We start from the raw sequence: 20504 nt of genomic DNA on the forward strand, positions 1-20504 counted from the left end.
ATCAATACCGGATTTTCGGATCAATCCACGCATAGAGAAGATCGACCACAAGGTTGAACAGAATTGTCAGGCCGCCGACGAGAATGGTGATCCCCATCATCACGGCATAGTCGCGGTTCAATGCCGCATCGACGAAAAATTTGCCAATGCCGCCGGTGGAAAAATACATATCAATCACCACCGAGCCGGTGATCATGCTGACAAAGGCGGGGCCTAGATAGGAAATCACCGGAAGCAGCGCCGGAATGAGCGCATGGCGGAAAATCACCACTCTTGCCGGAATGCCTTTGGCCCGCGCCGTGCGGATGTGATTGGTGTTCAGCACTTCCAGCATGGACGAGCGGGTGAGCCTTGAGATGGAGGCAATGAACAACACGGAAAGCGAAATCACCGGCATGATCACATAAGGCCATTGCCCGCCCTCCCAGCCACCGCCCGGCAGCCAGCCGAGCCAAAGGGTGAAGACCAGAACCAGAATGGGGGCCAGCACAAAGCTCGGCAACACATGGGTGCCGATGGCCACGCCGACCGCCAGATAATCCAGCCAGCTATTGTGCCACACGGCTGCGCAAATGCCGAGTGCGCCGCCAACCAGCACGGCCACCACAAAGGCAATGGCACCATAGGTCAAGGTGACGGGAAACCCTTGGGCGATGATTTCGTTAACGGTGCGATCCTTGTAAACAAAGGATGGGCCGAAATCGAAATGGGCAATGACGCCCCAGACGTAATTGACCAACTGCTGCCAAAGGGGCGCATCAAGCCCATATTTGGCATTGAGATTGGCCAGAACCTCCGGTGGAACCGCCCGTTCCATGGTGAAGGGACCGCCCGGTGCCGCTTTCATCAGCAGGAAAGAGGCAACAATCAGGATAAGAAGCGTCGGTACGGCAATGGCCAGCCGCCTTATGATGTATAAAAACATTCTGGATCGCCTTGGCATGAGGGGCAGCACACAGCGTCCTTTGTGCGCCATATATGGCGCACGGCGCTGTAAAGCATCGGATCGCGTCGGAAAAGCCGGTTGTCGGAAAGATCCGACGCGACGACGTCACATTACCGCATCACTTTGCAACGCGGTACATGTCCTTGGCGTACCAATTGCCCATCACGCTCTTTTCTGGATAGCCGTGAATATCCGGCTTCAGCATCATCACCGCAGAATACTGATAGATCGGCGCTTGCGGTGCATCTTTTGCCAGAATTTCCTCTGCCTGGGTGTAAAGCGGTTGAGGATCGGCGGCGCTCTTGGCTTCGCTCATCAGTTTGTCATAGGCAGGGTTGGAATATTTGACATAATTGTTGCTGGAGGTGGTGGTAAAGACGTCCAGATAGGTCGACGCTTCGTTGTAATCACCGCACCATGCGTAGCGGGCGACGTCAAAATCCTGATGGTTCAACTTATCGGTCAGAACCTTCCATTCCATATTGGTGAGGGTCAAGTTGACGCCGACTTTTTTCCAAAACTGCGCAACAGCAATGGCAATCTTCTTGTGGCCTTCATCCGTATTGTAGCTCAAGGTCAGATTGAGCGGATGTGAGGGGCTGTAGCCCGCTTCTTTCAGCAACTCGACGGCTTTTTCGTCGCGCTCCTTTTGGCTCATATGCGCGGCTGGGATGTCTGGCATTTTGAAGCCAGCGGTGGCCCAATGCACCCAGTTATAGGCTGGCTTTTGGCCACCTTGCAGGACATTGTTCACAATCACATCGCGATTGATGGCGTAGGACAAAGCCTGACGCACGCGCACGTCTTTCAACGCTGCCGGGCCTTTTTCAGACACGTTGAACAAATAGGTATAAGTGCAGGATTTTGGAGTGGAAATCGCCTGATCCGGATATTCCTTTTTCAGGCGCGGATACTGACCAGCCGGAATGTCGGTTTTGTCCACCTCACCCGCAAGATAGCGGGTCATGGCCTGATTGCTATCATTGATAATCAGGGCGGTGACGATATCCAGTCCGGTATTGGCATTGTGCCAATAGTTCGGGTTGCGCTTCATCACCAGCTTTTCACCGGGCACATGCTCACTCAACACATAGGCACCATTGCCGACCAGATTGCCGGGCTTGGTCCAGTCATCACCAAACTTGTCGATGACCGATTTCTTGACCGGGGCCATGGACGCATTCACGGTCATTTTCACAAAATATGGGATGGGCGCTATGAGCTTGACCTGAAATGTATGGTCGTCCACCGCCTTCACACCCAAGTCCTGCGGCGGCTTTTTACCGGCAATAATATCCTTGGTGTTCTCCACCTGCATCATTTCAAGATAGGATGCATATTCGGACGCCGTCTTGGGATCGGCCAGCCGTTGCCATGCGTAAACAAAATCGTTTGCGGTAACAGGCGTGCCGTCAGACCATTTCGCCTCGGGACGAAGGTGAAACGTGTACGTCAATTTATCGCTGGAGACATCAAAGCTCGATGCTGCGCCGGGCACCAGATTGCCTTGCGAATCCTCATTCATCAAGGTTTCAAACAGGTTGCGAATGACATCTGAGCCGCTGGTGTCGGCGTTGAGTTGCGGATCCAGCGTCTTGAAGGAATCCAGCTCGCGATAGGTATAATTTTGATTTTCAGCAAGTTTTTCGCCATTTTTCATGCCCGTATCTGCAAAAGCAAGACCGTTCAATGAAAAGGCGAGGCATGTTGTGAGCAGAAGGATTTTTTTCAATTTTATTCCCCTTTTTTTATTTTAGTGGTCGCAAAGTAACGAAGGTTCAGATGCATGGATGATGTATGCATTCATTTCCAATTAATTTGGCTGTATTTTGCCAGGATACGCAGCATCACGCTTTTTTGAAAAAATGTTTGGATCTCCAGCACAAAACCTCGTTGATATAATCCGAATGATTATCCGGTTTTTTCATTTGCGCAAGGCGGATATTTATCCGATGTTTTTCAGCAAAAGTGATGATGACGGAGGAGGGGATGGTGACGAATGCAGACATCAAACGCAGGCCGGTTCAGGCAAGATCGCAAAAAACCAGAACGGCGATTAAAGAAGCGACCCATGCTGTGATGCGCGAGCAAGGGGTGCGGGCGGTGACAACCAATGCCGTGGCTGCGCATTCGGGCATCAAAGTCGGATCGATCTATGATTACTTTCCCAACAAGGAAGCGATCATTGCCGAAATCTACGAGGAAAAGCTGGCGCAGGTGCGCAGTTTTTTTGAATCCGGCTTTGAAGAAATCGAGGCCGATGATTGGCAAATGCAGTTGGCAACCGTCATTCGCAAGACATGGGCGTATCAATTATCCATCGGCCTGGACCGCACCATTGTGGATGCCGCCTATTACTACGAGGCATTGTTTCCAATTGCCCAGCAACATGCGAGGCTGATTGCCTCAAACTATGTCAGATTGTTGCGCAGGCTGGGGTCTTGCTGGGCGCAGGAGCAACTCTTTGATCTCGGAATCAGCCTCTACACGCTGGTGAATGCCAATTGGAGCTATTGGCGACTGACCGGCACCGATGATGAGATTGCAATTGAGCGGCAGATTGTGTTGACGATCATGCTGATCACGCCTGCGCTTTCGGCTGCGGAATGTCGTGAATCGGAGTTGACGGTGTAAATTACCCATTTCATTCAAGGCGTTATGCCATGATTTTATCTTTGATAAAACGCATGGCTCTGTTGCCCGATAGGCTTTAAACCAGCGCCATGCGCAAGCTGATGAAATCCGTAGCGGGCCATTGAGGGCAAAAGGCCCGCGCCATTTTTAAAAACACTTTCAAAAACTCCGGCCGGTTTTATGATCATTCTCGAGCCGGACCACGCAACCTGCAACTTTTGCCAGTAGCACGTCAAAATCAATAGGCTTGGTGAGGTAATCGGCGGCACCGCCTTTCAGACCTGCGATCATGTTGTCGCGATCTGCCAACGCTGTCAAAAGGATGAAGGGAATATTGCTGAGTTCCGGGTAGTTGATCTGAATTTCGGCCAAAAGTGCGTGGCCATCCATTTCCGGCATGGTGATGTCACAGATGACAATGTCCGGCCATTTCGTGGTGATGATCTCCAGCCCTTCGCGACCGTTGGCGGCTTCCAGCGTGTTGAAACCGGCATCCACCAGTTCTTCAACAATTAGCTTGCGGATGTCGACTTCATCGTCGATGCACAGAATGGTAACCATTTATAATACCCTCATTTTAGGCTGCATCGATATGCGAAGACACCGACGCTGATGGGCCTCCTGCTTTGACAGGAAGTGTGATTGTGAATGTGGTGCCAGAGCCGCGGGTGCTTGAAACCGCAATGGAACCTTGGTGCAATTCGATAATGTGTTTCACCAGATGGAGACCGAGGCCCGTACCTGCGATGCCTACCGATGTTCTTGCCCTGAAATAGCGCTGAAACAATTGGGGAATGTCGTCTTCATCGATTCCAAGGCCCTGATCGCTGATTGCGATTTTGACAGTTTCCCCCTCCTGCCAGCCAGCAATGCGGATATCAGGTGCGCCGGGCGCATATTTCACGGCATTTGACAAAAGATTGGTAACCACCTGTTCCAGCGCCTGGCGATCGGCCTCGATAAAGTCCGGCAAGTGCTTGATGTCCAAAAGGAATTTATGGGTGTTTTTGATTGTTGCCTGACGGTCGCAACATTTTTTTATCAGGGGTGCCAAGGCGCAAGCGTCGTGACGTATGGTGATCTTGCCGCTGTCCAAACGGCCTTCTGCCAGAATGCTTTCCATCAGATCAACAAGGCGAGACACCGATGTGCGGATTTGCTCGATCTTCTGGCTGGCGAATTCAGGCGTCAGGTCTTTCTTTTTGCGATCCAGTCTCTGTGCTGCGGCGTCTATGATTGCCAGCGGCGTTCTAAACTCGTGCGACGCCATGGCTACAAATTGTCGCTGCAACTCGTTGATGCTGCGCTCATGATCCAGCATTCGTTCCAACTCTTGCGCCTGTCGCTCTATTTCGGCTGTCCGGGCGCGAACGGTTGCTTCGAGTTCGCTGCGATGCTCCATCAATTTTTCCGACATGCGCACAGTTTCGGTCACATTCTCATGGGTTGCGACGTAGCCGCCGCTTTGCATGGGCGTATGCGAAATTTTGATCACCCGTCCATCTTCCAACACCGTGTTCTGGCTGGCGGACATGCCTTTCAAGGCGGCTTCGGCAACAACATCAAAATAGCGCGCACTATTGGCCGGGCCGTTGCCAATCTGATGGCGGTGGGCCAGAATGTCGGCCAATGCTGTGCCGGGCCGCGTCAACCTTTTTGGCAAGCGATACATTCGTGCGTAAGAGGCATTGCACAGGATGAGTTTTGTGTCCGCATCAAACATGCACAATCCATGCGGCATGTTGTTTAACGCAGCATCGAACCTGCTGTTTTGCCGGGCCAAATTGGATTGACTGCGGGTGAGTGTCGAGACGTCATCATAGGTTAAAAGCCATCCTCCGTCCTGCAGAGGAACGCAGGCTAAGGAAATGGTTCGCCCGTCTGGAAGAGAAAACTGAAACGAGCGCGATATCTGTTTCTCCAGATAGGCGGCGTAGGACATTGAAGTGTCACTATCCTGCGTTTTTTTATGCGAATCTTCGAATTTTTTTAGAACTATTCCGTATTTTTCTTTCAATTTTTCAAGAAAACCGATGTGCCCATCGCGCATTTCAATTCTTGGAGATTGGTAACTCTCCGCATTTAGCAAGACCTCCCCCATCATTCCCGTACGGAGGGTGGCTTTCAATGGCTGGATCATCTCTAAAACGGTCGAATTGAAAAATGTAACAACGTTACGAGAGTCGAGCAAAACAATACCTTGACCAAGATTTTCCAAAATATGCTCAAGATAATTGCGCATTGGTCCCCCTCGTATGGCTCGTTAAATGCACACGCATGTGGAGTATCGAATATAAACAATAACGTTTTTCTAATTTTGTCGAAAGGCATTATCGCCGCATCCCGTCGGGGCGATCGGACGCCGAAACGGCGCGCAATGAGGGCTGATGTCCGGAAATGACATCGCGCCGTGCTTTTGTTCACGTTCGCAATCGAAACCTCGCCAAAAGCGGAAGATGGTCCGATGCGACGCGCGCTCGTGGCGTTGATAAAACGGCGATGTCCAGCAGCTCCACGCCATTGTCGCAAAACAGGTGATCAAGCCGTAAAAGAGGAAAGCGCGACGGAAAGGTCGGGCGTAAGCCGTTCGGCTTGTCCCCCGTGTGCAGCACTTTTCTCACGGTTTTGAAAGCGGCGGAAGATGGCACGGCATTCAGATCGCCGCCAAAAATCCTCGGCTTGCCGCGTTGCGTGGAATGCCCCAGCCAATCATCGCCCAGCAGGTGATTGACTTGCATCATCCGTTCCTTGCGGCTCAGCCCAAGATGCGTGTTGATCACTTGAACAGGCTGTCCACACACCTCCACCTCTACCCAAATGGCCCCGCGTTGTTCGCCCAGAGAGGGCAAGGCTGCGGCGCGAACCCTGCGTGACGGCAAAGCCGTCAGAATGGCGTCGCCATATTGCTCTTCCTCGACATGCAGGGCGGCATGAAAATGCGGGCTCATACTCACGAAGGCGGCGATTTCGGCGGCCTGGTCCATCCGCCCGGTGCGGATGCGTCCCACATCCAGTTCCTGAAGCAACACAATATCGGCCCGGCTTTCAAGAATGACATCGGCAACACGCCGGATGTCCAGTCGCCGATCCGTGCCAATGCAACTGTGCACATTATAGGTCAGCACTGAGAAGGTCGCAGCATCGGATGGATCGCAAGATATTTGGCTCATGGAAGGGGAACTATTCCTTCGCCTTTTCGTTCCCACCAGGAACAAACAAATGGCAGCACGATGTTTTTAAACATGATTTTCAAAGCGGTTATTGTGATCAGCATCGGGGTTGCGGCCTATCTGCTGTTTCAAACCGTACAGCACTATAGCGTCGCACAGATCATCAATGCGCTTTTTGCACTGCCTCTTGGCAGTCTGGGGCTGGCATTTCTGTTTGCGGGCCTTTCCTATGCGTCGCTTTCGCTGTTTGATGGGCTGGCAACTCGCTATATCGGCAAGCCTCTGCCGCTTTGGAAAACCGGCCTCACCTCATTTATCAGCCTTTCCATTGGCCATAATGTTGGCATGGCGGCCTTGAGCAGTGCTGCCATCCGCTATCGGTTCTATTCCCGCTGGGGATTTTCATCCGGTGATGTGGGGTTGGTTGTCATCTTTTGCGGCACCACGGTGGTGTTGGGCCTCTCCACGCTCGGTGCAGCGGCACTGGTGCTGCGTCCGCAGGATGCAGAAGCCCTGACAGGGCTGGGCGGGGGCGCAATTGCCACCATTGCCATTGTCGCAGCAAGTTTTCCTGTGTTGTATCTCGTTCTCGCAGCATTCTTGCGCCGTCCGCTGACCATTCGCGGACATAGCCTTTATCTGCCAAACATTCGCATTGCGGTTTTGCAGGTGATCATTGGTACGGTGAACTTTGCCTTTGTTTCCGCAAGTCTGCATCAGGTGCTTTCTGCCATTTCACAGGCAAGCTATCTCAAGGTCGCTGCAATCTCTGTCATCGCCAATGTTGCCGCCATCATCAGCCATGTGCCCGGCGGCTTTGGCGTTCTTGAGGCCACGGTGTCCTATATTCTGCCGGGTGCAAAAGCCTTGGCTGCAGTCATTGCTTTTCGCGTCATTTATTATTTTGTGCCGCTCTTGCTGGGGCTGCTTCTTTTCGGGGTTTATGAAGTTGCCACCACCGTGCCCACACCGGCTGAGCAACGTCGATCCAGAATCCCAGAATAAATTCAGATGCGCGCGGGATGGAACACAAGCCACGTTGGCGGGTTAGTTAGGATATCATCGAAGGGAGAAAAGAATGTCCATTGAAAACGATAGAATTCGTGCGCGTGCCTATGAACTTTGGCAGAACGACGGCTGCAAGCAAGATCGCAGTGTCGATTACTGGCTTCAAGCCGAGCAGGAGCTGCAAAATGCAGGGGAAACTGAGGCGCGTGAAGGCAATAGTGCCCCTGTCGTGTCCTATCTGAATGAAAAGAAGCGAGCTTCGCAGAAACCTGACTCGCTGGAATCCGCAATTGAAGAAACCTTTCCTGCCAGCGATCCCATGGCAATCTCCTCTCCAGCCGTGGCAGGCAGCCCAAAAAAGAAATCGTCCACTCGATAGGGGAAGCTCAATCAGGCGATAAAACGCAGCAACCCTGCGACCAGGGTTGTTCTTGCGTGTTTCTTTCAGATTAACGAAGGAACAATAACGCGTGTGCGGGGTTAATCGGGGATTGTAACAAGCCGGGCTATAGATCTTGAATACAGTTATCGTTCATTCTCAGGATAGCGTGTGGAGCATGGATCGCGCCAGAAGGCTCGCCTTTCTCGTGGATTCCGCCGATTATTTCAATGAACTTGCACAGGCGCTCCGCCAGGCAGAACACGAAATATGGATTGTCGGTTGGGATTTTAACCCGGATATCCCGTTGCGCCCGGGACAGGACGATGTCTGCCGTCTCTCGGATTTATTTCAACAGGCGCTGGATGCGAAACCCAATCTGGTTATTCGCATTCTGGTTTGGGCTATGGGGCCGATGTATTCTGGAAAGTCGCTGCGTATGTTTCGAGCGCAAGGCATTCTCAGTCACGAAAGAGTGTGTTTGAAATTTGCCATGCGTCAGCCCGTGTGGAGCTCTCACCATCAGAAAATCGTGGTGATTGACGATTCCATTGCCTTCATCGGCGGAATTGATCTGACGGCGCGCCGTTGGGATGATAGCAATCACCTGCCCACCAATCCGCTCCGTGTCAGTCCGAATGGCAAGCCTTACGAAGCCGTTCATGATGTGCAGGTGATGACCGATGGCTCTGCCGCGAGAAGCATCAGTGACATTGTGCGCCACCGCTGGGCACAGGCGAGCAAAGAAATACCCCGGCACCGGCCGGTTCAAACCGAGCGCTGGCCCGCGCATCGCGTGCCGGATCTGGAAAATTGTCGCATTGCTCTGGCTCTGACCCAGCCAGATGCAAAATCACCGATGCGCAGAGGCCAATCCAACCGGCTCGCTTTGAATGCAATTCACGCTGCCGAAAACCATATTTACGTTGAGGCTCAGTATCTGACGTCTTCTTCGATTGCCGATGCGATGGCCAAACGGCTGGCTGAAGAAAACGGACCGGAAATTGTGGTGGTTACCACCCGCCTTTGTCATGGCCTGATGGAAAAGCTGGTCTTGGGCGTCAATCGTCGGCGTCTCATTCGCCGTTTGAAGAGAGTTGATACGCAAAACCGTCTGCGGGTGATGTATGCTGTTGTTCCCGATCAATCCGGTGCGCTTCATGATGTTTACATTCATTCCAAGCTGCTGATTGTAGATGACCGCTTCGTTCGCGTTGGTTCTTCCAATCTCAACAATCGCTCCGAAGGGCTAGATACGGAGGCAGATCTGGCGATTGAGGCCCACACCCCAGAGGAGCGCACCGCAATTGCGGGCTTGCGCCATCGCTTGCTGGCCGAGCATCTCGCCAGCACCCCGCAACAGGTGTGTAACACCTTTGAAGAGTGCGGCACGTTGCGTCAGACTATTGATAGACACAATGTTCAGGCTCGTGGTCTGCGCGATTTCAAGGTCGATGTGCACAAGGGAAAAACGGAACCGGTGATGGGAACAGTGATTGTTGATCCATCGAAGCCATTTCACCCGATCGCGGTGCTCCGACAAAGGATGCAGTATATCGGAATGCGCCTGATATCCTTGCTCTTTTAATCCGTTGCACGATTTTTGCGCCTGCGTTCGTCAGAAAAGATTGGTTCCAGCTTTTTTGTCCGATGCTCCAGAGTCTGTCAGGTTCAAATTGAACCAAACAGACCCTGGATATCAAGGTACAGACGGCTGGTTTATCTTGTGCCTTTCACCCGGTATATTTTGCATCCACCGCATCAATGGCCTTGACGTTATCGGCAGAGCGGCCTTGCGGATCGAAAGTGTTGGACAAGAAAGTGTCAGCCACCACTTTGGCCACTTCGGGGCCGATAACCCGTGAGCCCATGGTGATGATCTGGGCATTGTTGGACAAGGCCGCCCGCTCGGCCGAATAGGTATCATGGGTCAGGGCCGCCCGAATGCCAGACACTTTGTTGGCGGCAATGCATACGCCAATGCCGGTGCCGCAAACCAGAATGGCCCGATCATAGGTGCCTTTGATCACGGCAGACGCCACCCGATCGGCAAGATCGGCATAAAAGGCGTCTGGCCCAGTATCGGTGCGTGAAATCTCATGCACCTCAAAACGGTCTTTCAGATAGGTTGCCAGCACGCTTGCCAGGCCTTCGCCTGCGCTGTCTCCGGCGATTGCAATTTTCATGATGTTCTCCTCACAATGTCCGCGCAACCCGCGCTAAAATGTCCAGATAGCCGTCAACGCTCCAGGCGGAACGGCCAATGAAAAGCCCGCCGATATGGGGGCTGGAAACCAGCTCTTCACAATTGCCCGGATTGACCGAGCCGCCGTAGAGGCAAGGCACAGCGCGCCCCAGAACGGATTTTGCCACCGCAATAATCTCGGCATGGCGGGCATCGGCATAATCGACGGTTGCAGGTATGCCGCCTTCGCCAATGGCCCAGACCGGCTCATAGGCCAGCAGAATCTCGGCGTTGCATTGCTCTGGTGACAGGCGCGACAGCGCCGCCCGGACCTGCTTTTCCAGAACTTTTTGGGCGTCGCCCGCTTCGCGCTCAGTCAGCGTTTCGCCAATGCAGATCAGCGGAATAAGGCCGTGGCGCACGGCGGCTTCCACCTTTAATCCCACCGTTTCATCGGTTTCACCAAAGTGGCTACGCCGTTCAGAATGGCCAAGCTCGACCAGATCGGCTCCACAATCCTTGAGCATCAGGGGCGAGATTTCGCCGGTCCATGCACCGTGCTCGGCCCAGTGCATGTTCTGTGCACCCACCTTGGTGGCGGTGGCGGCCAAGGTCTGCTTCACCTCGCGAACGGCGGTGAAGGGCGGAATGACAAAACGCTGAATCCCCGGTGTCTCAGCGGCACCCGCCAAACCGTGGGCAAAGGCCAAGGCTTCGCTCAAGGTCTTGTTCATCTTCCAACTGGTGCCAATCCAGCAAGCTGTGGTGTCTGTCATGATCTATCGGTTCTCTTGATGGGGTTTGGTTTCGCTCAGCAAATGCCGCGCTGTTGTCTCATCGGTAATCAGGCCATGCAGGCGGTGGCTTTTCAGCACGGCGCGGATGGCCGCAAGTTTGGAAACGCCACCCGCCAGCGCCACCAGCTTGTCACCTCGCCGGGTGGGGACATTGGCAGATAGCGTGCGATTGCTCAGTCCGGTTTCGAGGATTCGGCCTTTGTCATCAAAAAAATGGCCCAGCAATTCGCCAACACCGCCTTGGCTGGCAATGGCAACAATCTCGCGCATTTCCACCATGCCCGATTGCACCAATTGCGCATGGCTATCGACGGTGCCAATGCCAACCAGCTTCAGATCGGCCTGATTGGCCATATCAAACACTTCGCGCACGCCGCGCTGGGCCAAAAGCACATCGCGATCCTCGGCGGTATTGGCAAAAAACGGCACCGGCATCACATAGGCCAGTGTGCCGGTTTTTTCGGCCAGCCGATGCATGACATCATAGGGATTGGCAGCATAATGGCGCGTCAGCCCACCCAGCAGCGACACAAACCGCACCGCACTACCATTCAGCCGTGGCATGTGCTGAACAGCCGCTGACAGGGTGCGACCGTGGCCAAGACCAATGACTTTATTGTCACCCCGCTCAATTTCACGCCGCAAAAAGCCGGCACCAGCTGCACCGAGTGTTCGCAGCGCCAGTCCGTCTTCACCGAGGTCGGGTGCAACCTCGCAATAGGCGAGGCCGAAATGCTTCGAGAGACGCATCTCCAGCTCAACGCATTCAACAATGTCACCGTCAATGGTGACTTTGACCACCCCTTCCGCCACGGCCTTGGCAATCAATCGATGGGTCTTGACAGAGGGCAAGCCGAGCCGTTTGGCAACTGCCGATTGGGTCAGCCCGCCAACATAATGCAGCCAGGCGGCGCGGATGGCGAGAGACTCGTCTGCGTCGCTGGTGGTCACATTTGTTTTTATGGGCTTGTCCATCTCGAACGGCTCCAATCTCTAAATATTCAAATCGTTAACACCGGTCTCAATAAACGGTGCCCAGAAGGCAACGCTCTCGGTAATGTGGTCGATCACCTGCCGGTCATTGGGCTCACGCTCTTTGAAGGACAGTTCCAGACAAATTTCATTGTCGATGGCTCCGCCAGCGGCCAAAGCCTCCAGCAGAGGCGCGGGCTGAATGCGGCCTTTGGCGTTGAACTCGGCAGTGAAGGGGCGATGCCCCCCCTTATCCATCAAGCTCTGCTTGATGTGGATGATCGGAGACACTTTCGGCACAGCACGCGCCCAGGCGTAAGGGTCATAATCATCGGGGTTGGGGGAGGTGACATCGCCATGGTCAATATCCGCCATCATCCACATGGGAATGGCCATGGGCGTGTTGGTCAGGCGGGTTTGCAGGGCCAGACAGGCATCAATTGTTTCGCCAAATTCCCGGCCAATGCTCATCGGCTCCCAGAACAAAAAGGACAGGCCTGCCGCTTTGGCATGTTCCGCCACCTCCTGCCAGCACTCAATAGTAATGCGGATCAGCTCTTCCCGGCGCGTTTCATCATCATAATCCTTATAGGTGAAGATCGCGAATTGCGTTCCAAGCGATTGGCCGCCCAGATCAGCGGTAATATCTGCAAAGGTCTTGAACCACTCTACATAATAGCGCCGCACCTCGGCATCGGGATGGCCAAAATGATTCAAGCGGCCATAAGGCCCCGTCATGCCGGAGGTGACGCGCACACCGGTTCTTTGTAGCGCAGCGTTCATGTCCCGTGTCAGGCGGCGAAGGGTGGATGCTGGCCAACTCGGATTGATAAACTCATGGGTCAATTGCAGATCGCGGATTTTTAAGTCGCGCGCCACAGCGTTGATCAGATCATCAGGCTCGGCAAAGCGGTTGACCAGTGGATTGGTGTTTAAAGACAAAGTCAGGGGCATGGTGTGTCCTGTTGTTTACGCAGCTTTTGCCAGCTCAGCCTCAAACCAGGCGGTGAACTCGGCCTTTTGCAGCTCGGTCATGTGCAGCCCTTCTTTGGTGCGGCGTTTGAGCACATCATCGGCTGTCTCTGCCCATTCCGTGGCGATCAGATAGCGCACTTCCGCCTCATAAAGCTGCGCGCCAAAATGGCGTCCCAGCCCCGACAATGCCGTTGCGTCCTTGACGATGCGCTGGGTGCGCGCGCCATACAAATGCCCGTAATGATTCAGCAAAGCCCGAGGCATCCACGGATAAAGGCTGCGCAATTGCTCAGTGAACGCCACATAATCGGCATTGGCAATCTCGCCGCCCGGCAAGGTGGCGTGGGCGGTCCAGTCCGGTCCCATTGTCGGGAAAAAGCCTGCGAGTTTTTGCAGGGCGTGTTCGGATAATTTGCGAAAGGTGGTGATCTTGCCGCCAAACACGTTGAGCAGCGGTGCGCCGCCCGTTTCATCGAGATCAAACACATAATCACGGGTGACGGCGGATGGATTGCCTTTGCCATCATCAAACAAGGGTCTGACACCGGAAAAGCTCTCGATCACATCGCTGCGCCGCAGCTTTTCCTTGAAATAGCGATTGACGGCTGCCAGCAGATATTCAATTTCGCTCTCGTCTGCTGCAACATGTTCAGGCGCGCCGTCATAGGGAATATCCGTGGTGCCAATCAGCGTTTTGTCACCCTCATAGGGGTTGATGAAAATCACCCGCTTGTCATGGTTTTGCACCAGATAGGCCTGATTGCCGTTCCAGAATTTTGGCACAATAATATGACTGCCCTTGACCAGACGCACGTTGCGGCGGCTGTTGGTGCCAGCAACCCGACCGATAATGTCATTGACCCAAGGCCCTGCGGCATTGACCACGGCGCGCGCTTTATAGGTTTGCATCAAGCCGGTTCGGGTATTGCGCAATTGCACGGTCCAAAGCCCGTTTTCGCGCCGCGCACTGATGCAGGCAGTGCGGGTCAGCACAGTTGCCCCTTTCTCAACGGCGTCCAGCGCGTTCAAAACCACAAGGCGGGCGTCATCGACCCAGCAATCAGAATATTCAAAGCCTTTGGTGTATTGGTCTTGCAAGGGAGCACCTTCAGGCGCACGGCGCAGGTCCAGACTGCGGGTGCCGGGAAGCTTTTTGCGGCCCCCCAGATGGTCGTAGAGAAACAGGCCCAGACGCACCAGCCAGGCCGGCCGATCATTGGGGCTATGAGGCAGCACAAAACGCATCGGCCAAATGATGTGGCTGGCGGAATTGAGCAAGACCTCACGCTCGATCAGTGCTTCGCGCACCAGCCGAAATTCGTAATATTCCAGATAGCGCAAACCGCCATGCACCAATTTGCCGGAGCGCGACGAGGTTCCTTGCGCCAGATCATCTTTTTCACACAACACAACAGACAGGCCGCGGCCTGCGGCATCCCGCGCAATGCCAGCCCCGTTGATGCCGCCACCGATCACCATAAGATCTATGATGGTGTTATCATCCCGCTCCGTCATAGGGGGCTCCTCTGCATTGTGGTCATGGTGTCTTGTGGAGGCGATGTAAGAGCTGCGGCATGCGGCCAGCCGTCGCCCTGGGCCATGTGGTTCCACACCGGCTCCAGCGCATGGCGGATTTCGCAATAAGATGCTGCCAGCAGATCAAAGCGGCGGGCTTCAGCCCGATCAACCGCTTCGGCAATGCCAAGGTAGGGCGTGACCCAATCTTGAATGCAATCGTCCATGGTGTCGTAAGCGCCAATCGCAACAGCGGCCATCATCGCGGCTCCTGCTGCGCCCGTTTCGTCGCGGCGGCTGACGCGAATGGGAGCACCGACGGCGGCGGCCAGTGTCTGGCGCAAGGCCTTTGAGCGCGCCGCACCGCCGCTCAAGCGCAGCTCTTGTGGAAAGGCACCCATGGCGGCATAGCAATCGCGCGTGGCAAGGGCCAGCCCCTCAACCACGGAGCGCACCATATCGGGAAAGCGATGGCGGCTGTTGAGCCCGGTAAAGCCAGCGCGCGCATGGGCATTGACAAAAGGCCCCCGCTCTCCGGCCTCGGAGATATAGGGGTGATAAATCAACGTGCCCGGCTGGCTTTTGGCAAACCACGCATCAATGCGCGGGATCAGTGCCGTATAATCAACAGCATCGCCATTTTCGCCCATTAGATCAGCGGCCAGTTGCAACAACCAGTCCAGATTGATGGTCGAGCCCATATTGGTCTGAACCTGTGTGAACAGATCGGGCAGGGGCAAGGCAATGACATAGCCGGTGCGGGCCGCATTCAGCTGCACATCCGCCACCGCTTTTGCCTGCATGTGCACGCCGGTGGAGCCAATGGTCGAGCAGGCGGCATTGTGGCCGCCGCTGCGCACGCCCGCACCCAATGCGGTCATGACCATATCGACATAACCCAGACACACGGGTGTTCCGGGCATCAACCCACACGCTTTGGCGCTGGCCTCTGTGAGCGGATGGGTCACTTGTGTGCCCTCCAGAATATCCGGCAGCAAATGCTGGCGATGGCTAAGCCCCAAGGCATTCAGAACGACGCTGTCGTAACGGCGGGTACGGAAATTGCCAAATGTAAAGCTGGCCTCCGAGGGGTCCGTTGCGCGAACACCCGTCAAATTGAGATAAAGCCAATCCTTACAATGCAGGGCGACTTCTGCTTGATCCAGCAAATGCGGTGCTGTGGCATCCATATGGGCCATCTGGCTGCCCTGCTGGCAGGTGTTCAGCCCTGTTCCAGTGGCTTCAAAGCGGGCGCGATCACTGTCTTGATGGCTGAGACGCTCAACAGTTGGTGCCGCTCTCGCGTCAAGCCACAGCCATGCATCACCCACCGGCTGATTGTTCTTGCCAACCAGCCAGGTGCCATCGCCTTGTCCGGTCACAGCAATTGCGGCCGTCCGCTCCGCCAGCTGCGGGACCCTATCACCCAGCACGCGTAAGGCGCTTTGGCAGTCGGCCCATGTGTTGCCAAGGGATTGAGTGGCGGAACCGTCATGGCCCATGGCATAGTGATTGCGAATGGATGATACGGCCAATTGCTCACCCTTGAGCGTAAAGGCAACGGCTTTCATCACCGATGTTCCGGCATCAATGCCAATGATGATATCGCCCCGACGATCAGTTTGAGCGCTCATTGCGCTGCTCCACACCATTTTAGGCTATTCAAACAATCCTGCCTGATCACCATGGTTTCCTCCCGCTCATGCAGCGCTCTCTCCCGGAGCGCGTCGAACCGCTGTTGATTTTGCGACGGTCCGTTGCTGTGAGAACAATCACTCAGCTGGTGTTATCAAATACCATAGAATTAACATATGTCTCGTAAAATTTTTCAAAATCAGAAAAAATATACAGACGCGTGTAACTCCCTATTGCGTGTCATCCTGCTTGGCAATCACGCAGGCCGCCCCGAGGTTGTTGCTGCTTTGCACGCAAAAGACAAGGTTGCCTTCCTGTCGATTTTTGAGGGATGGCAGGTGTGAAACTCAAAAATATCACATATAAACAGTTACTTAAAATTGAAAAACTTTGCCTTGGATCTGTGTGTGGCAAGTGAATGGAAAAGCGGAAGATTGTTGCTTGAAATCTTTACTGCTGTAGGTTGATCGGTGGAGTGATCCAGTCTCACATCTTCGAGATTGTTGGAAAATGTTGAATCCACCGATTGACAGCCTTTCGTATTTATAACATCTTCCGAGGTGAATATAACACAGCAATACCGTTAAATTGCTGCCGTGCCGACCACAATGCCCGGAGGAGGTGGCGGTTGAGCGTCGAGCAGTCAATGTCGGGAGGAGATCCGCGTGGTTACATTACCCTTTGGAAGGTGCGCAAACCGGCCGTTGGCGGTGGTAAAGCCGGGCTGATGTGGTGCTGCGGCCTTTGCCCGCTTGCTTTTGCACACCGTGCAAGCGTGTAACGCAAAGCCGCAAAATTTTTCTCACCGATTTTCGAGCATGAATGACTGCATCCATTCGACCCCGCCGGGGTCGGAAGAGGGAAGGCGTGTCGAAAATTGAATGTCTACGATTTGGGACGATCGCGCCACGCCGCCGTTTTGGCGGGCTGGATTGCGAGGATGAATTGAAGCGGAGGTCTTCGACCATGAGCACAGTCAGCACAGGGCAACCCTTGAGATCGGCAAAATCGCGCCCCTATGGCGTGATAACAGTGGTTGGTGTGCTCGCCGTTCTTGTTGCAATCGCGCTCGACACCACGGTTGTTCACATCGGCTCGGAGCAAGATATGCGCCAAAAGGCGTTTTCTGCCGAAGCCTATGGCGTCGCGGAATTTCCCAAGATCAGAGACAATGTGGAAAAGCGCGCGGTGGATGCTGCTCTGCTGTCGCAAGCCATTGAGGCCGACAAAAAGGCAGCCGGTGAGAAATATGGTGTAGCGGGCGGCGTTGGCCCGGTCATTCCGGTCAAATTCACCGGCGTGGTGAGTGAGCGCAAGGCCAATTACAACGTGGTCAAGGTTGATGGGCTGGCCGGTGACGTAACGGTGCGGGTGCAAACGGGACCGGCCTTGAACGGCACCGATTTGCGCGATGCCACCGGCACCATTTCATTTGGTCAGTTTACCAACCAGATTGAATATCAAAACGCCGGTTCCGCCATCAACAATGAGGTCAAGAAACAGGTTCTCGCCAATCTTGATCCGGCAAACCTCAGCGGAAAGACAGTTTCCGTCGTGGGTGTGTTTCAGCTGATCAATCCTAAAAACTGGCTGGTAACGCCGGTCAGTTTCGAGGTGAAATAGTCATGGCTGATCTCGCATCCGCATCTTCTGCGCAGGTTGTTTTGGCCGCACGCAATGTGGCGAAATCCTATGGCAATATTCATGCGCTCAAAGGTGTGAATTTCAACGTCTATCGCGGTCAGGTCACCGCCCTGTTTGGCGAAAACGGGGCCGGAAAATCGACCCTGATGAAAATCCTCTCCGGTGTTGTGCGGCCAACCTCGGGCGAGATTGTGCTGGATGGGCAATCTGTGACCTTGGCCTCATCCTCCCATGCGCGTGATCTTGGCATCTCGATCATTCATCAAGAGCTCAGTCTTGCTCCCAACATGAATGTACGTGACAATATCTTCATGGGGCGCGAAATCCTCAGCGCCACAGGCGTGAATTACGCCGAGGAAGAACGCCAGGCGCGCGCGCTGCTGCAAGAGCTGGAAGAAGACATTGATCCGTTGACGCCGGTGGAGGAATTGCGCCTTGGCCAGCAGCAGATTGTTGAAATTGCCCGTGCCTTGTCGGTCAATTCCCGCATTCTGATCATGGATGAGCCAACATCGGCGCTCAGCGCCTCCGAAGTCGAGGTGCTGTTCAAGCTGATTTCGGATCTCAAAAGCCGTGGCGTTTCCATTGTTTACATCTCGCACCATCTGGAAGAGGCCTTACAGATTACCGACCACGCCGTGGTTTTGCGCGACGGGACCATGACCGCCTATGCCGAGCGTAAAGACATTGATCTGGAGTGGATTGTTCGCAACATGGTTGGCGAGAATTTCGATCTCGGCTCGCCACCCACGGGCCACACCATGGGCGATGTTGCACTGTCGATTGAAAATGTCACGGTGCAAGGCGGCCCCGGCCAAGGCTATGCCGTGGTCGATGACCTGTCGCTCAATGTGCGCGCTGGTGAAATTGTCTGCATCTATGGCTTGATGGGCGCTGGCCGCACCGAGCTTTTGGAATGTGTTGCCGGGCGGATGCCCGCCGCAAGCGGCCGTATCCTGCTGCAAGGTCAGGATATATCGCATTTTCGCATTGCCGATTGCATTGCTGCGGGCCTTGTTCTGGTGCCGGAAGACCGGCAGCGCGACGGACTGGTGCAAACCATGACGGTCGGCAGCAATCTGTCCCTGGCCAGCATCAGCAATTTCGCCCGAGGTTTCTTCACCTCCCGTCAAAAAGAGCAGGCGATTGTCAATCGCTCCATTCAGCGCGTGCACATCAAGACCAGCGGTGGCAATTCTGCCATTGGCGCGCTGTCGGGCGGCAATCAGCAAAAGGTGGTGATTGGCAAAATGCTGGCCACCAATCCGAGGGTGATTTTGCTGGATGAACCCAGCCGCGGCATCGATATCGGCGCAAAAGCGGAAGTGTTCAAGCTGTTGGCCGAGGGCGCACGCGAGGGCTTGGCCGTGATTTACTCCACCTCCGAGGTGGGAGAGTGCCTGAGCATCGCCCACCGCATCATCGTGATGCACCGTGGTCGCATCTCGGCAGAATTTGGACCTGATGCAAGCAAAGAGCAGATCATGGCCGCCTCTGGTCAGGCTGTTGTTGCGCATTCGCCAGAACGCATGGAGCATTGATGATGTCGGTAACAAGCACGATAGACAAAAAGAGCCTGACCCATCCGCCAAAGCGGCAGATCAATATCATCCAGCTTTTGTTCGAAGGACGGGCGTTCTTTGCGCTGATTGCGATTATTGCCGTGTTTTCATCGCTGTCACCCTATTACTTCACCTTGAACAATTTCCTCATCATGGCCTCGCATGTTGCCATTTTCGGCCTGCTGGCTTTGGGAATGCTGCTGGTGATCCTCAATGGCGGCATTGATCTCTCCGTTGGCTCCACACTTGGCCTCTCAGGCGTGGTGGCAGGCTATTTGATGCAGGGCGTGGTGCTGAAAGACTATGGTGTCATTCTCTACCCCCCGGTCTGGGCGGTGGTGGTGATGACCTGCGCGCTGGGTGCCTTTGTTGGCGCCATAAACGGCGTGTTGATTGCCTTTTTGCGCGTGCCTGCCTTCGTGGCAACTCTAGGTGTGCTGTATGTGGCGCGCGGTGCAGCCCTGCTGATGACCAATGGTCTGACGTTTAACAATCTGGGTGGCACGCCAGAGCACGGCAATATGGGCTTTGACTGGCTGGGGTTTAATCGCCTGTTTGGCGTACCAATCGGCGTGCTGGTGTTGGCCTGCGTTGCCATTCTCTGCGCAATCTTGCTGATGCGCACCGCCTTTGGCCGCTGGCTTTATGCATCGGGTGGCAATGAAAATGCAGCCGAACTGTCGGGCGTGCCGGTCAAGCGGGTGAAGATCATTGCCTATGTGCTGTCCGGTGTGTGCGCCGCCATTGCAGGCCTGGTGCTGTCATCGCAGCTGACTTCGGCCGGGCCAACAGCCGGCACCTCTTATGAACTCACCGCCATTGCGGCTGTGGTGATTGGCGGAGCGGCGCTGACCGGCGGGCGTGGCACGGTGCTGGGCACCATGCTTGGGGCCTTCGTGATTGGTTTTCTGTCGGATGGCTTGGTCATCATCGGCGTGTCGTCCTACTGGCAAACCGTGTTTACCGGCGCGGTGATTGTCATGGCCGTGTTGCTCAACAGCATTCGTTACGGACGCCGCTAACAAATACGAAAATTTTCCGTATCGGGGTGGGGTCGCTCACAGTCCGCGTCGGGAGGAGTG

General features: G+C 54.6%; 18 protein-coding genes. 7 read left to right on the top strand and 11 right to left on the bottom strand.

The window, feature by feature from the left end:
* Position 1: 1 nt before the first annotated feature.
* Together oppB and BJF95_RS05385 are read right to left on the bottom strand one after the other, a co-directional pair.
* Positions 2–925, bottom strand: coding sequence for an oligopeptide ABC transporter permease OppB (oppB, locus tag BJF95_RS05380; protein WP_075638442.1), 924 nt, complete (start codon positions 923–925; stop codon positions 2–4).
* 139 nt (positions 926–1064) lie between these two features.
* The gene (locus BJF95_RS05385) at positions 1065–2678 is read right to left on the bottom strand and encodes a peptide ABC transporter substrate-binding protein (protein ID WP_175577202.1); all 1614 of its coding nucleotides are present in this window, start codon (positions 2676–2678) and stop codon (positions 1065–1067) included.
* A gap of 260 nt (positions 2679–2938) precedes the next feature.
* Between BJF95_RS05385 and BJF95_RS05390 the strand changes: the two genes are divergently transcribed.
* Entirely contained in the window at positions 2939–3580 is a 642-nt protein-coding gene (locus BJF95_RS05390) for a TetR/AcrR family transcriptional regulator (protein ID WP_245297237.1), read from the top strand.
* Positions 3581–3739: 159 nt separating this feature from the next.
* On the opposite strand, the gene BJF95_RS05395 is transcribed toward BJF95_RS05390, so the two are convergent.
* The 3 genes from BJF95_RS05395 to BJF95_RS05405 form a co-directional block, all read right to left on the bottom strand.
* Complete coding sequence (locus tag BJF95_RS05395) at positions 3740–4141, bottom strand: response regulator (RefSeq protein ID WP_075638444.1); 402 nt, start codon at positions 4139–4141, stop codon at positions 3740–3742.
* A gap of 16 nt (positions 4142–4157) precedes the next feature.
* Positions 4158–5822 (bottom strand): sensor histidine kinase, encoded by a 1665-nt coding sequence (locus BJF95_RS05400; RefSeq protein WP_075638445.1) that lies wholly within the window; start codon positions 5820–5822, stop codon positions 4158–4160.
* 178 nt (positions 5823–6000) lie between these two features.
* Complete coding sequence (locus BJF95_RS05405) at positions 6001–6750, bottom strand: endonuclease/exonuclease/phosphatase family protein (protein WP_075638446.1); 750 nt, start codon at positions 6748–6750, stop codon at positions 6001–6003.
* Positions 6751–6822: 72 nt separating this feature from the next.
* Here BJF95_RS05405 and BJF95_RS05410 point away from each other — a divergent pair, with 72 nt between their 5' ends.
* The 3 genes from BJF95_RS05410 (at position 6823) to BJF95_RS05420 (ending at position 9725) form a co-directional block, all read left to right on the top strand.
* Complete coding sequence (locus tag BJF95_RS05410; RefSeq protein ID WP_083638707.1) at positions 6823–7755, top strand: lysylphosphatidylglycerol synthase domain-containing protein; 933 nt, start codon at positions 6823–6825, stop codon at positions 7753–7755.
* A gap of 73 nt (positions 7756–7828) precedes the next feature.
* A complete protein-coding gene (locus BJF95_RS05415) occupies positions 7829–8137 on the top strand; it encodes a DUF2934 domain-containing protein (RefSeq protein ID WP_075638448.1) in 309 nt (102 codons plus the stop codon).
* 178 nt (positions 8138–8315) lie between these two features.
* Positions 8316–9725, top strand: a complete 1410-nt coding sequence (locus tag BJF95_RS05420) for a phospholipase D-like domain-containing protein (protein ID WP_075638449.1) — start codon at positions 8316–8318, stop codon at positions 9723–9725.
* Positions 9726–9870: 145 nt separating this feature from the next.
* On the opposite strand, the gene derI is transcribed toward BJF95_RS05420, so the two are convergent.
* From derI to BJF95_RS05450, 6 genes are read right to left on the bottom strand one after another with little or no spacing between them, the layout of a single operon-like run.
* Positions 9871–10323, bottom strand: coding sequence for a D-erythrulose-4-phosphate isomerase (gene derI / locus BJF95_RS05425; RefSeq protein ID WP_075638450.1), 453 nt, complete (start codon positions 10321–10323; stop codon positions 9871–9873).
* Positions 10324–10333: 10 nt separating this feature from the next.
* Positions 10334–11098: a triose-phosphate isomerase gene (locus tag BJF95_RS05430; RefSeq protein WP_075638451.1), complete on the bottom strand. Its 765-nt coding sequence runs from the start codon at positions 11096–11098 to the stop codon at positions 10334–10336.
* Between the two features lie 3 nt (positions 11099–11101).
* Positions 11102–12094, bottom strand: coding sequence for a sugar-binding transcriptional regulator (locus BJF95_RS05435; RefSeq protein ID WP_075638452.1), 993 nt, complete (start codon positions 12092–12094; stop codon positions 11102–11104).
* An 18-nt stretch (positions 12095–12112) separates the two neighbouring features.
* Positions 12113–13045 (bottom strand): sugar phosphate isomerase/epimerase family protein, encoded by a 933-nt coding sequence (locus BJF95_RS05440; protein WP_075638453.1) that lies wholly within the window; start codon positions 13043–13045, stop codon positions 12113–12115.
* Positions 13046–13060: 15 nt separating this feature from the next.
* Positions 13061–14581 carry a glycerol-3-phosphate dehydrogenase gene (locus BJF95_RS05445; RefSeq protein ID WP_075638454.1) on the bottom strand — a complete coding sequence of 507 codons (1521 nt, stop codon included), beginning with the start codon at positions 14579–14581 and terminating at the stop codon, positions 13061–13063.
* Entirely contained in the window at positions 14578–16215 is a 1638-nt protein-coding gene (locus BJF95_RS05450) for an FGGY-family carbohydrate kinase (RefSeq protein ID WP_139317418.1), read from the bottom strand. The genes BJF95_RS05445 and BJF95_RS05450 overlap by 4 nt, the downstream gene beginning before the upstream one ends.
* Positions 16216–17161: 946 nt before the next feature.
* On the opposite strand from BJF95_RS05450, the gene BJF95_RS05455 reads away from it, so the two are divergent.
* The 3 genes from BJF95_RS05455 to BJF95_RS05465 are packed head-to-tail and all read left to right on the top strand — an operon-like array spanning position 17162 to position 20444.
* Complete coding sequence (locus BJF95_RS05455; RefSeq protein ID WP_175577205.1) at positions 17162–17839, top strand: DUF2291 family protein; 678 nt, start codon at positions 17162–17164, stop codon at positions 17837–17839.
* 2 nt (positions 17840–17841) lie between these two features.
* Positions 17842–19401 carry a sugar ABC transporter ATP-binding protein gene (locus BJF95_RS05460; RefSeq protein ID WP_075638457.1) on the top strand — a complete coding sequence of 520 codons (1560 nt, stop codon included), beginning with the start codon at positions 17842–17844 and terminating at the stop codon, positions 19399–19401.
* Between the two features lie 2 nt (positions 19402–19403).
* Positions 19404–20444 (top strand): ABC transporter permease, encoded by a 1041-nt coding sequence (locus tag BJF95_RS05465; RefSeq protein WP_075638493.1) that lies wholly within the window; start codon positions 19404–19406, stop codon positions 20442–20444.
* The last annotated feature ends 60 nt before the right edge of the window (positions 20445–20504 follow it).

The organism is Rhizobium oryziradicis (genome assembly GCF_001939045.1).
Classification (GTDB): domain Bacteria; phylum Pseudomonadota; class Alphaproteobacteria; order Rhizobiales; family Rhizobiaceae; genus Allorhizobium; species Allorhizobium oryziradicis.